We start from the raw sequence: 12,094 nt of genomic DNA on the forward strand, positions 1-12,094 counted from the left end.
CCGCGAGCATCGTACGGGGTGCGGCCGCACCGGGGGAGTGCAGGTGACGGGGGCGCCGGGCGGGGCCGGAGGTGTGAGCGACGGTACGGCGGCAACCCATCGGATCATCTGTATGCTCGCCGCCATGTCTCCCGAACCCGACGCCGCCGCGCCGGGCGCCGCCGTGCCCGACCGGGCGCGGGCGGACGCCTGCCCGGGGGCCCTTCGTCTGCACACCGCCGACGACGGCGCCCTGGCCCGGGTACGGCTGCCCGGCGGACTGCTGACGCCCGCTCAGGCCCTCGCGCTGGCCGGTGCGGCGGAGGAACTCGGCGACGGCCGGCTGGAGATCACCTCGCGCGGCAACGTCCAGCTGCGCGGCCTGGCTTCGGACTGCGGCGGCGAACTCGGCGGGCGGCTGCGCGCCGCCGGTCTGCTGCCCTCCGACACCCACGAGCGGGTCCGCAACATCGTCGCCTCGCCCGGCCCCGCCACCGGCCTCGGTGACGTGCGCGCCTGGGCGCGCTCGCTCGACCTCGCCCTGTGCGCCAGCCCCTGGGCGGCCGCCCTGTCCGGCAAGTTCCTGTTCGCCCTGGACGACGGCAGCGGCGACGTCGCCGCGCTGGACGCCGATGTGACATTGATCGCAGGCCCGGACGGCACCGCCCTGCTGCGCCTCGGCCGGGCCGCCACCGTGCGGCCGGTGCCCGCCGGCCAGGCGCCGTGCGCGGCCCTGGAGGCCGCCCGGGAGTTCCTGGAGGCGCAGCAGGCCGCCGGGGTGCGGGCCTGGCACCTGCGTGAGGTGCCCGACCTGCTGCCGCCCGGGCCGCTGCCGATGCCGGTGCTGCCCGGGACCCGCCCGCCGCTGGGCGCCCTGCCCGGGGGCGGCCTGCACGTCGGGCTGCGTTTCGGCCTGGCCACGGCCGGGCAGTGGCGGATCCTGGCCGAGGCCGCCGAGGGCGAGCTGCGGCTCACCCCGTGGCGCGGCGCGGTGCTGCCCGGCGTGCCCGCCGGGCGGCTGGCGCGGCTCGCGGCGGCCGGTTTCCGGACCGCGTCCGGGACGGCCTGGGACGGCGCGAGCGCCTGCACCGGGCTGCCGGGCTGCGCGAAGTCCCTGGCCGACGTCCGGGCCGACGCCGCCCGGGCACTGGACGGCACGCCCGGCGGCGCCGGCGGCCTGCCGGTGCACTGGTCGGGCTGCGAGCGCCGCTGCGGCCACCCGGCCGGACGCCGGGTGGACGTGCTGGCGACCGGACAGGGGTACCGGGTGGCGGTCGAAGGCGGGCCGCCGGGGCGGAGCACCGCCGTGGAAGTGACGAACGAGGAGATGGCCGCGGCGGTCGCCGCGGCCCGGAGGACCACCACGTGATCGAGTACGAGAAGGACGGCGCGTCCATCTACCGCCAGTCCTTTGCCACCATCCGGGCCGAGGCCGACCTCGCCGCGCTGCCCGCGGACGTCGCCCAGGTCGCGGTGCGGATGATCCACGCCTGCGGCATGGTCGACCTGGTCGAGGACCTGGTGTACTCGCCCGGCGTGGTCGCCTCCGCGCGCGCCGCCCTGCACGCCGGTGCGCCGATCCTGTGCGACGTCAACATGGTCGCCAGCGGCGTCACCCGCAAGCGGCTGCCCGCGGACAACGAGGTGATCTGCACCCTCACCGACCCGTCGGTGCCCGAGCTGGCCCGGGCGATGGGCAACACCCGCAGCGCCGCCGCGATGGAGCTGTGGCTGCCCCGCCTGGAGGGCGCCGTGGTCGCCGTCGGCAACGCGCCGACCTCGCTCTTCCGCCTGTTGGAGCTGATCGAGGCCGGCGCCCCGCGCCCGGCCGCGGTGATCGGCGTGCCGGTCGGCTTCATCGGCGCGGCCGAGTCCAAGGAGGCGCTCGCCGTGCACCCGGCCGGCCTGGAGCACCTGGTGGTCCGCGGCCGGCGCGGCGGTAGTGCGATGGCCGCCGCCGCGATCAACGCGATTGCGAGCGAGGAAGAATGACGGAGCATCAGCAGAACGGCCGGCAGCAGACCCGGGCCACCGGCCGGCTCTACGGCGTGGGCCTCGGCCCCGGCGACCCCTCCCTGGTGACCGTCCGCGCCGCCGAGCTCATCGGCAGGGCCGACGTGGTGGCGTACCACAGCGCCCGGCACGGCCGGTCCATCGCCCGGTCCATCGCCGAGCGCTACCTGACGGGCGGTCAGATCGAGGAACCGCTGGTCTACCCGATCACCGTCGAGACCACCGACCACCCCGGCGGCTACCGGGGCGCGCTGGACGACTTCTACGAGGAGGCCGCCGCCCGGCTGGCCGCCCACCTGGACGCCGGCCGCGACGTCGTGGTGCTCGCCGAGGGCGACCCGTTCTTCTACGGCTCCTACCAGCACATGCACAAGCGCCTGGCGCACCGCTACCCGACCGAGGTGGTGCCCGGCGTCACCTCGGTCAGCGCCGCCGCGGCCCGGCTCGGGCAGCCGCTCACCGAGGCCGAGGAGACGCTCACCGTCATCCCCGGCACGCTGCCCGAGGAGGAGCTGACCGCGCGGCTGGCCGCCGCCGACTCCGCCGTCGTCATGAAGCTCGGCCGCACCTTCCCGACCGTGCGCCGCGCCCTGGAGCGGGCCGGCCGGCTGGCCGACGCCCAGTACGTCGAGCGGGCGTTCATGGCGGGCGAGCGGACGGCGCCGCTGGCCTCGGTCGACCCCGAGGGCGTCCCGTACTTCTCGGTGGCCGTGCTGCCCAGCAAGGTCGCCCCGCTGGAGCCCCCGGCGCCCGACCTGGGCGGGCCGGGCAGCGTCACCGTCGTCGGCACCGGTCCGGCCGGCCCGCTCTGGCTCACCCCCGAGGCGCGCGGCGCGCTGGCCGCCGCCACCGACCTGGTCGGCTACACCACCTACCTGGATCGGGTGCCAGTGCGCCCGGGCCAGGCGCGGCACGGCTCCGACAACAAGGTGGAGTCCGAGCGCGCCGAGTTCGCCCTCGACCTGGCCCGCCGCGGCCACCGGGTGGTGGTGGTCTCCTCCGGCGACCCGGGCGTCTTCGCGATGGCCACCGCCGTCCTGGAGGTCGCCTGCGAGGAGGAGTACCGGGAGGTCCCGGTGCGGATCGTGCCCGGCATGACCGCCGCCCACGCGGCCGCCTCCCGGGCCGGCGCCCCGCTCGGCCACGACTACGCGGTGGTCTCGCTCTCCGACCGCCTCAAGCCCTGGGAGGTCGTCGCCGCGCGCCTGCGCGCCGCGGCCGGGGCGGACCTCGTGCTCGCCCTCTACAACCCGGGCTCCAAGTCCCGCACCACCCAGGTCGGCCGCGCCCGTGACCTGCTCCTGGAGTACCGGGCCCCCGACACGCCGGTGGTGATGGCCCGCGACGTCGGCGGCCCCACCGAACGCGTGCGCACCGTCCGCCTCGCCGACCTCGACCCCGCCGAGGTCGACATGCGCACCATCCTCCTCGTCGGCTCCTCCCAGACCCAGCACGTCACCCGCGCCCCCCACCCCGACGTCACCTGGACGCCCCGCCGCTACCCGGAGGCCTGACCACCCGGTGCGGAAGGCCGCCCGGCCTTCCGCACCGGCACCCGGATCAGTCGCGGTAGATCCCCGAGCGGTGGCGACACCATCGCCCTTTGCCCCGGAGCGGTGGGGGCGGGCCGGGGGTCGTAGGGTCTCGATCGGTAGTCGGAGTCAGGGAGCGGTGCGGCATGGGTGAGGTCGGTGGGCGGGCCGGGCAGCTGAGGAGCAGCGGGCTGCGGCACGGCTGGACGACCGGGGCGTGCGCCACGGCGGCGACCAAGGCGGCGTACCGGGCGCTGCTGACGGGGGTGTTCCCGGACCCGGTGGAGATCGTGCTGCCGAAGGGGCAGCGGCCGGCGTTCGCGCTCGCGGTGGAGGGGATCACCGAGGGGACCACCGAGGGGGCGGCGGGGCGGCGGGCGATGGCCGGGGTGGTGAAGGACGCCGGGGACGACCCCGACGTGACCCACGGCGCGCTGGTGCGGGCCACGGTGTGGGCGGGGGAGCCCGGTGCGGGCGTGGTGTTCCGGGCCGGGCCCGGGGTGGGCACCGTCACCAAGCCCGGGCTGCCGCTGCCGGTCGGCGAGCCGGCCGTCAACCCGGTGCCCCGGCAGCTGATCCGGGAGGTGGTCGCCGAGGTGGCGGCCGCGTACGGGGGCAGCGGGGACGTGGTGGTGGAGCTCTCCGTCGACCACGGCGAGGAGATCGCCCGCTCCACCTGGAACCCCCGGCTCGGGATCCTCGGCGGCCTCTCCATCCTCGGCACCACCGGTGTGGTCGTCCCCTACTCCTGCTCCGCGTGGATCGACTCGATCCGGCGCGGGGTGGACGTGGCGCGGGCCGCCGGGCGCACCCACGTGGCCGGCTGCACCGGCTCGACCTCGGAGAGGGTGGCCGTCGCCGTGCACGGCCTGCCCGAGGACGCGCTGCTCGACATGGGCGACTTCGCGGGCGCGGTGCTCAAGTACCTCAAGCGCCACCCGGTGCCGCGGCTGACCATCGCCGGCGGTTTCGCCAAGCTCTCCAAGCTCGCCGCCGGCCACCTCGACCTGCACTCGGCGCGCTCCCAGGTGGACAAGGGCCAGTTGGCCCGGCTGGCCCGCGAGGGCGGCGCGGACGAGGTGCTGACGGCGGCGGTCGCCGCGGCCAACACCGCGCTGGAGGCGATCCAGCTCTGCCGGGCGGCCGGGGTGCCGCTGGGCGACCTGGTGGCCGAGGCGGCGCGGGCCACCGCGCTCGGGGTGCTGGTCGGCTCGCCGGTCGTGGTGGACGTCATCTGCATCGACCGGGCCGGCACGATCGTCGGCCGGGCGGAGCCGCTGGGACCGTGAGCGGCCCGCGGCCGCGGGCCCGGCTTTCGTCCCGGGCGTGTCCCCGGAACATCGCCGTGATGTGAAGATCTGACGCACATACGGGGCGAGAAACGGACAAAAGTCGCGCCACGCCCGGGGTCGGTTCTGGCGCTATCTCAGCCATGAGATATGGTCTGGCGAGTGACAGGCGACTACCTCACCCGTATCGGCACCCTCATCCGTACCGCGCGTCAGCACCGCGGCTGGTCCCAGGCCCAGCTCGGCGACGCCCTCGGCACCAGCCAGAGCGCGGTCAACCGCATCGAACAGGGCAAGCAGAACGTCAGCCTTGAGATGATCGCCCGCATCGGCGAAGCGCTCGACAGCGAGATCGTCTCCCTCGGCTACGCCGGCCCGATGCACCTGAGGGTCGCCGGTGGCACCACCCTCTCCGGCGCGATCGACGTCCGCAGCAGCAAGAACGCCTGCGTGGCCATCCTCTGCGCCTCGCTGCTGACGACCGGCCGCACCACCCTGCGCAGCGTCGCCCGCATCGAGGAGGTCTACCGCATCCTCGAAGTGCTCACCAGCATCGGCGTCAAGAGCCGCTGGACCAACGACGGCCGCGACCTCGAACTCACCCCGCCCGCCGAGCTCGACCTCGCCGGCATGGACGTCGAGGCCGCCCGCCGCACCCGCAGCGTGCTGATGTTCCTCGGCCCGCTGATGCACCGCGCCGACACCTTCGCCATTCCGTACGCCGGTGGCTGCGACCTCGGCACCCGCACCGTGCAGCCGCACCTCACCGCGCTGCGCCGGTTCGGCCTGGAGGTCGCCACCACGGGCGGCGCCTACCACGCCTCCGTCCAGCCCGGCGTCCCGCTGGACCGCCCGATCGTGCTGACCGAGCGCGGCGACACCGTCACCGAGAACGCCCTGCTCGCCGCCGCCCGCCACGACGGCGTCAGCGTCATCCGCAACGCCTCGCCCAACTACATGGTCCAGGACCTCTGCTTCTTCCTGGAGAAGCTGGGCGTGCGGATCGAGGGCATCGGCACCACCACCCTCACCGTGCACGGCGTCCCCGAGATCACCTGCGACGTCGACTACACCCCGGCCGAGGACCCGGTCGAGGCGATGAGCCTGCTGGCCGCCGCCGTGGTCACCTCCTCCGAGCTGACCATCCGCCGGGTCCCGATCGAGTTCCTGGAGATCGAGCTCGCCGTGCTGGAGGGCATGGGCCTCGACTACGACCGCACCCCCGAGTACCCGGCCCACAACGGCCGCACCCGGCTGGTCGACCTCACCGTGCGCCCCTCCAAGCTCACCGCGCCGATCGACACCATCCACCCGATGCCCTTCCCCGGCATCAACATCGACAACGTGCCGTTCTTCGCCGCCATCGCCGCGGCCGCCCACGGCACCACGATGATCCACGACTGGGTCTACGACAACCGCGCCATCTACCTCACCGAACTCACCCGGCTCGGCGCGGACATCAAGCTCCTCGACCCGCACCGGGTGCTCGTCCAGGGCCCCACCCGCTGGCGCGCCGCCGAGATGGTCTGCCCGCCCGCGCTGCGCCCCGCGGTCGTCATCCTGCTCGCGATGCTCGCCGCCAAGGGCACCTCGGTGCTCCGCAACGTCTACGTCATCAACCGCGGCTACGAGGACCTCGCCGAGCGCCTCAACTCCGTCGGCGCCCAGATCGAGACCTTCCGCGACATCTGAGCCGGCGCCCGGCCCCCCGCCCGTCGCTCTGCCTGCCGAAGCGCCCGTCGCTGTGCCCGCCGAAGCGCCAGCCACCGTGCCCGGCCCCGGAACTCCGGGGCCGGGCACCGGCGTTCCGGGGCCGGGGCGGTCATTCGCCGGTGCGGCCGTCGAGGCGCTCGCGCAGGAGGTCGGCGTGGCCGTTGTGGCGGGCGTACTCCTCGATCATGTGGACGAGGATCCAGCGCAGCGACCAGCTCTGCTCGCCGGAGGGGCGAAGGTACCCGGGCACGTCCAGCGACGGGGCGGCGGCGACGAGTTCCCTGGCGTGGGCGCACTCGCGGCGCCAGCGGGTGAAGGCCTCGTCGGGGTCGGCGTCGTCGACGTCGAAGTCGGCGAAGCTGCCGTCCGGGTGCTTCCAGAAGCCGGGGCAGGCCTCGTCGGCGAGGGTGTTGCGGAACCAGCTGCGTTCGATCTCGGCGAGGTGGCGGGCCAGGCCGAGCAGGGAGAGCGTGGAGGGGAGCAGCGGGCGGGCGCGCAGCTGCTCGGTGGTCAGCCCCGCGCACTTCATCGCGAAGGTGTCGCGCTGGTGGTCCAGGAAGCCGGTCAGGGTGGCGCGTTCGTCGCCGAAGCGCGGGGTCTCGGTGCGGGCGGCGTCGGCGAGGTCGTAGGCGTCGGTCATCGGGCCATGGTGGCAGGCCCGGGTCCGGTCGGCGCGGGAATTACCGGCGGGCGAGCCAGTCGAGGGCGGCCTCGACGCTCGGCGCCACGGGGACGCCGGCCGGTGCCGGCGGGCGGTCCACGACGACGACGGGCAGGCCGAGTTCGCGCGCCGCGGTGAGCTTGGGCGCGGTGGCCGCGCCGCCGCTGTCCTTGGTGACCACGACGTCGATCCGGTGCTCGCGCAGCACCGCCCGCTCGCCGTCCAGGGTGAACGGGCCGCGGTCGAGCAGGACGTCCAGCGAGGCCGGCAGCGGCGGCTCGGGCGGGTCGACCGAGCGGGCGACGACGTGCAGGCCGTCGAGGCGGGCGAAGGCGGCGATGCCCTGCCGGCCGCTGGTGAGCAGCACCCGCCGGCCGAGGGACGGCAGCAGCGCGGCGGCGGCGTCCAGCGAGGCGACGCGGTGCCAGCGGTCGCCCGGCACCGGCGTCCAGCCGGGGCGGCGCAGGGCGAGCAGCGGCACACCGGTCGCGGCGGCGGCCTCGGCGGCGTTGCGGGACATCGTGGCGGCGAACGGGTGGGTGGCGTCCACCACGGCGTCCACCCGCTCGGCGCGCAGCCACGCGGCGAGGCCCCCGGGGCCGCCGAAGCCGCCGATCCGCACCTCCCCGGCGGGCAGCCGGGGCTCGGCGACCCGCCCGGCGAGCGAGCTGGTGACCCGCAGTCCGGGACGCCCGGCGGCCAGCGCGGCGGCCAGGGCGCGTGCCTCGGTGGTGCCGCCGAGCAGCAGGACGTGCGCGGTCACGTGCTCACGCGCCGCAGGGCTCGTGCGGGCGCTCGCGCTCCGCGGAGTAGAGGTGGCTGTCGCGGAACTGCTCGGCGCCGAGCGTCCGCCCGACGACGATCACCGCGGTGCGGACCACGCCCGCCGCCTTGACCTGCCCGGCGATGTCGCCGACGGTGCCGCGCAGCACCAGCTCCTCGGGCCGGCTGGCCATCGCCACCACGGCGGCCGGGCAGTCGGCCCCGTAGTGCGGGAGCAGCTGCTCGACCACGTCGTCGATGTACCCGGCGGCCAGGTGCAGCACCAGCAGGGCGCCGCTGCGGCCGAGGGTGGCGAGGTCCTCGCCCTCCGGCATCGGGGTGGCGCGCTTGGCGATCCGGGTGAGGATCACGGTCTGGCCGACGGTCGGCACGGTCAGTTCGCGCTTGAGCGCGGCCGCCGCGGCGGCGAAGGCGGGCACGCCGGGCACCACCTCGTAGGGCACGCCGGCCGCGTCCAGCCGGCGCATCTGCTCGGCGACGGCGCTGAACACCGACGGGTCGCCGGAGTGCAGCCGGGCGACGTCCTGCCCGGCGGCGTGCGCCCGGACCAGCTCGGCGGTGATCTGGTCGAGGGTGAGGTTCGCGGTGTCGACCAGCCGGGCGCCGGGCGGGCACTCGGCCAGCAGCTCGCGCGGCACCAGGCTGCCGGCGTACAGGCAGACCTCGGCGCGGGCGAGGATCCGCTGGCCGCGCAGGGTGATGAGGTCGGCGGCGCCGGGGCCGGCCCCGATGAAGTGGACGGTCACGAGGCGTTCTCCTGATGAGGGGTGCGGGGCTTGACGGCGGACCACTGGGTGACCGGCATCGCCTGGCGCCAGCCGGTGAAGCCGCCGACCGGCACGGCGTGCGCCACGGCGAGCCGCAGCAGTTCGCCGCCGTGCCGCCGGTACCAGGTGGTGAGCAGCGCCTCCGACTCCAGGGTCACCGTGTTGGCGACCAGCCGGCCGCCGGGGGCCAGGGCGGCCCAGCAGGCGTCCAGCAGGCCGGGCGCGGTGAGCCCGCCGCCGACGAACACCGCGTCCGGGGCGGGCAGGCCGCCGAGGGCGTCCGGCGCGGCGCCGGTGACCACCCGCAGCCGGGGCACGCCGAGCGCGGCGGCGTTGCGGGTGATCCGTTCGGCGCGCACCGGGTCGCGTTCCACGGTGACGGCCCGGTTGTCGCGGTGGGCGCGCAGCCATTCGACGGCGATCGAGCCGGAGCCGCCGCCGATGTCCCAGAGCAGTTCGCCGGGGACGGGCGCCAGGGTGGCCAGGGTGGCGGCGCGCACGTGCCGCTTGGTCAGCTGGCCGTCGCTCTCGTAGGCGGCGTCGGGCAGCCCGGGGACGACCGGGACGCGGGGGGCGTCGGCGGGCAGCTCGACGGCGATGACGTTCAGCGGGTCGCCGGGCGGGTGCGGCCAGTCGTCGGCGGGGCCGTCGAGCCGCCGCTCGCCGGGGCCGCCGAGCTGTTCGAGGACGCGCAGCCGGGCGGCGCCGTGGCCGGCGGCGGTGAGCAGCGCCGCGACGGCGGCGGGGGTGTCGGCGCCGGCGCTGAGCACCAGCAGCCGTCGCCCGGGGTTCAGGGCGAGCCGCAGGGTGTCGAGCGGGCGGCCGACCAGGCTGACCACCTCGGTGGACTCCAGCGGCCAGCCGAGCCGGGCGCAGGCGTACGCGACGGAGGAGGGGTGCGGCAGGACGCGCAGCCGTTCGGCTCCGGCGGTCTCGGCGAGGGTGCGGCCGATGCCGTAGAACATCGGGTCGCCGCTGGCCAGCACGGCGAGCGGGCGGCCGGCGTGGCGGTCCAGCAGCCCGGCCACGGCGGGGCGCAGCGGGGACGGCCAGGGCACCCGTTCGGCGGTGACCTCGTCGGCGGGCAGCAGGGCGAGCTGGCGGGGCCCGCCGAGCACGGCGCCGGCCGCCCGCAGCGCGGCCCGGGCGGCGCCGCCGAGGCCGGGCCAGCCGTCGGCCCCGATCCCGACGACGGTGATCGGGGGTGACTGCTGGGGCACCGGCGGGCTCCTGGGACGGGTCGTGGACGGGGGCGTGGGCAGCCTACCTGGCGGTCCGCGGCGGGCCGTCAGCCAGGGTGCGGGCCCGCCCGCCCGGGGTTAGCGTCGTGCCGGGAACACCTCCGGGGGGACCTCAGCACGCAACGGAGGACAGCATGTCCGAGTCAGCGGTCCCGTACACCACCAACAACGCCGGCGTCCCGGTGCCGAGCGACGAGAACTCGCTCACGGTGGGCAGGGACGGCCCGATCCTGCTCCACGACCACTACCTGATCGAGAAGATGGCCCAGTTCAACCGGGAGCGGGTGCCGGAGCGGGTGGTGCACGCCAAGGGGGCCGGCGCGTACGGCGTCTTCGAGACGACGGAGGACGTCAGCCGGTTCACGAAGGCGACCCTGTTCCAGCCGGGCAAGCGGACCGAGATGCTGGCCCGCTTCTCGACCGTGGCCGGTGAGCAGGGCAGCCCGGACACCTGGCGGGACCCGCGCGGCTTCGCGCTGAAGTTCTACACCGAGGACGGCAACTACGACCTGGTCGGCAACAACACGCCGGTCTTCTTCGTCCGCGACACCATCAAGTTCCAGGACTTCATCCGCTCCCAGAAGCGCCGCCCGGACAACGGCCTGCGCGACCACGACATGCAGTGGGACTTCTGGACGCTCTCGCCGGAGTCCGCGCACATGGTCACCTGGCTGATGGGCGACCGCGGCATCCCGAAGTCGTACCGGCACATGAACGGCTACGGCTCGCACACCTACCTCTGGTACAACGCGAGCGGTGAGCGGTTCTGGGTGAAGTACCACTTCAAGACCGACCAGGGCATCGACTTCCTCACCCAGGCGGACGCCGACCGGCTGGCCGGCTCGGACCCGGACCTGCACCGCGAGGACCTCTGGCAGGCCATCGACGGCGGCAACGCGCCGTCCTGGACGCTGTACGTGCAGGTGATGCCGTTCGACGACGCGCCCGGCTACCGGTTCAACCCCTTCGACCTCACCAAGGTCTGGCCGCACGGCGACCACCCGCTGATCCGGGTCGGGACGCTGACGCTGAACCGCAACCCCGAGGACTACTTCGTCCACATCGAGCAGGCCGCCTTCGAGCCGGCCAACCTGGTGCCGGGCATCAGCGTCTCGCCGGACAAGATGCTGCTCGGCCGGATCTTCTCCTACCCGGACACCCACCGGTACCGGATCGGGCCCAACTACGCCCAGCTGCCGCCGAACCGGCCGCACGTGCCGGTGCACTCCTACGCCAAGGACGGGCCGATGCGCTTCGACCCGGCGCGCACGGCGGCGCCCTACGCGCCGAACTCCTACGGCGGGCCGGCCGCCGACGCGCAGGCGTACGACGACCCGGCGGCCGGCTGGCAGAGCTCGGGCGACATGGTGCGCGAGGCGTACTCGCTGCACGCCGAGGACGACGACTGGGGGCAGGCGGGCACCATGGTCCGCCAGGTGCTGGACGACGCGGCGCGCGACCGGCTGGTCTCCAACATCGTCGGCCACCTCCAGGGCGGGGTGAGCGGTCCGGTGCTGGAGCGGGCCGTGCAGTACTGGCGCAATGTCGACAAGGCGCTGGGCGACCGGGTCGCCAAGGGCGTCGGCAAGGACTGACGGGCCGGAACCGGGGCGCGGGTCCGCCGGGCCCGCGCCCTCAGCCGTGGTCCCGGCCGTACCGGCGCCAGTCGCCGGAGGCGATCGGCGCCGGGTGCGTGCGCAGCCGGGCGGCCACCGCCGGTCCGGCCAGGTACACCCAGGCCTGCGCCGTCGCGCCGTCCGCCGTACGGACGGCGAGCCGCTCGCGCACGTACGTGCCGAGGCCGTCCGGCCGGCAGTCCTCCAGCCGGTCCAGCGCCGCGAGCGTCCGCCGGTAGGCCTCCGGGCGGACGGTGACCAGTTCGCCGCTGATCCGCCGCCCCGGCGCGGGGTCGGGCACGGCGTACGGGAAACCGGGCCCCGCGTGCAGCGCCGCGCCCTCCAGCACCGCCGCCCGCACCCCGGCGCACCGGCCGGCCAGGAAGGCGGCGTGGTTGCGCTCCCCGGTGAGCAGGGTTCCGTAGACGAAGAAGGGCAGGGTGGCGGGGTGCTCGGGCACGAGGGGTTCCTCCTGGGCGGGGGCCGGTCGGCGGTCGACG

At 75.6% G+C, this 12,094-nt stretch carries 11 protein-coding genes; 6 read left to right on the forward strand and 5 right to left on the reverse strand.

Annotation, left to right across the window (positions count from 1 at the left end; genetic code table 11):
- The first annotated feature begins 124 nt into the window (after positions 1 to 124).
- The 5 genes from ACFVVL_RS25440 to ACFVVL_RS25460 all read left to right on the forward strand — a co-directional run bounded on the left by ACFVVL_RS25440 (position 125) and on the right by ACFVVL_RS25460 (position 6,505).
- Positions 125 to 1,348 carry a cobalamin biosynthesis protein CobG gene (locus ACFVVL_RS25440; protein ID WP_387678962.1) on the forward strand — a complete coding sequence of 408 codons (1,224 nt, stop codon included), beginning with the start codon at positions 125 to 127 and terminating at the stop codon, positions 1,346 to 1,348.
- The gene (locus ACFVVL_RS25445; RefSeq protein ID WP_380287471.1) at positions 1,345 to 1,971 is read left to right on the forward strand and encodes a precorrin-8X methylmutase; all 627 of its coding nucleotides are present in this window, start codon (positions 1,345 to 1,347) and stop codon (positions 1,969 to 1,971) included. The genes ACFVVL_RS25440 and ACFVVL_RS25445 overlap by 4 nt, the downstream gene beginning before the upstream one ends.
- Positions 1,968 to 3,506 (forward strand): precorrin-2 C(20)-methyltransferase, encoded by a 1,539-nt coding sequence (locus tag ACFVVL_RS25450; protein WP_387678965.1) that lies wholly within the window; start codon positions 1,968 to 1,970, stop codon positions 3,504 to 3,506. The genes ACFVVL_RS25445 and ACFVVL_RS25450 overlap by 4 nt, the downstream gene beginning before the upstream one ends.
- A gap of 164 nt (positions 3,507 to 3,670) precedes the next feature.
- On the forward strand, positions 3,671 to 4,813 hold the full coding sequence (locus tag ACFVVL_RS25455) for a cobalt-precorrin-5B (C(1))-methyltransferase (protein WP_387678968.1): 1,143 nt from the start codon (positions 3,671 to 3,673) through the stop codon (positions 4,811 to 4,813).
- A 162-nt stretch (positions 4,814 to 4,975) separates the two neighbouring features.
- Complete coding sequence (locus tag ACFVVL_RS25460) at positions 4,976 to 6,505, forward strand: UDP-N-acetylglucosamine 1-carboxyvinyltransferase (protein ID WP_380287476.1); 1,530 nt, start codon at positions 4,976 to 4,978, stop codon at positions 6,503 to 6,505.
- Positions 6,506 to 6,635: 130 nt separating this feature from the next.
- Here the strand turns inward: ACFVVL_RS25460 and ACFVVL_RS25465 are convergent, their stop codons facing one another.
- Genes ACFVVL_RS25465 through cbiE form a run of 4 tightly spaced genes read right to left on the reverse strand, consistent with a single transcriptional unit; the run spans position 6,636 to position 9,957 of the window.
- Positions 6,636 to 7,166 (reverse strand): DinB family protein, encoded by a 531-nt coding sequence (locus ACFVVL_RS25465; RefSeq protein ID WP_387678972.1) that lies wholly within the window; start codon positions 7,164 to 7,166, stop codon positions 6,636 to 6,638.
- Positions 7,167 to 7,206: 40 nt separating this feature from the next.
- Positions 7,207 to 7,950 carry a cobalt-precorrin-6A reductase gene (locus ACFVVL_RS25470; protein WP_380287478.1) on the reverse strand — a complete coding sequence of 248 codons (744 nt, stop codon included), beginning with the start codon at positions 7,948 to 7,950 and terminating at the stop codon, positions 7,207 to 7,209.
- A gap of 4 nt (positions 7,951 to 7,954) precedes the next feature.
- Entirely contained in the window at positions 7,955 to 8,716 is a 762-nt protein-coding gene (cobM, locus tag ACFVVL_RS25475; protein ID WP_380287479.1) for a precorrin-4 C(11)-methyltransferase, read from the reverse strand.
- Entirely contained in the window at positions 8,713 to 9,957 is a 1,245-nt protein-coding gene (cbiE, locus tag ACFVVL_RS25480) for a precorrin-6y C5,15-methyltransferase (decarboxylating) subunit CbiE (RefSeq protein ID WP_387678977.1), read from the reverse strand. The genes cobM and cbiE overlap by 4 nt, the downstream gene beginning before the upstream one ends.
- 155 nt (positions 9,958 to 10,112) lie before the next feature.
- Between cbiE and ACFVVL_RS25485 the strand changes: the two genes are divergently transcribed.
- Positions 10,113 to 11,573, forward strand: coding sequence for a catalase (locus ACFVVL_RS25485; RefSeq protein WP_380287481.1), 1,461 nt, complete (start codon positions 10,113 to 10,115; stop codon positions 11,571 to 11,573).
- 40 nt (positions 11,574 to 11,613) lie between these two features.
- On the opposite strand, the gene ACFVVL_RS25490 is transcribed toward ACFVVL_RS25485, so the two are convergent.
- On the reverse strand, positions 11,614 to 12,054 hold the full coding sequence (locus tag ACFVVL_RS25490; protein WP_387678981.1) for a gamma-glutamylcyclotransferase family protein: 441 nt from the start codon (positions 12,052 to 12,054) through the stop codon (positions 11,614 to 11,616).
- Between the last annotated feature and the right edge of the window lie 40 nt (positions 12,055 to 12,094).

The organism is Kitasatospora sp. NPDC058115, from assembly GCF_042884635.1.
Taxonomy (GTDB): domain Bacteria; phylum Actinomycetota; class Actinomycetes; order Streptomycetales; family Streptomycetaceae; genus Kitasatospora.

What these genes read in the sequence shown, in the direction of transcription:
- ACFVVL_RS25465 (WP_387678972.1), bottom strand. Translation starts at nt 7,166, where the DNA reads ATGACCGACGCCTACGACCTCGCCGACGCCGCCCGCACCGAGACCCCG.
- ACFVVL_RS25440 (WP_387678962.1), top strand. Translation starts at nt 125, where the DNA reads ATGTCTCCCGAACCCGACGCCGCCGCGCCGGGCGCCGCCGTGCCCGAC.
- ACFVVL_RS25455 (WP_387678968.1), top strand. Translation starts at nt 3,671, where the DNA reads ATGGGTGAGGTCGGTGGGCGGGCCGGGCAGCTGAGGAGCAGCGGGCTG.
- ACFVVL_RS25485 (WP_380287481.1), top strand. Translation starts at nt 10,113, where the DNA reads ATGTCCGAGTCAGCGGTCCCGTACACCACCAACAACGCCGGCGTCCCG.
- ACFVVL_RS25450 (WP_387678965.1), top strand. Translation starts at nt 1,968, where the DNA reads ATGACGGAGCATCAGCAGAACGGCCGGCAGCAGACCCGGGCCACCGGC.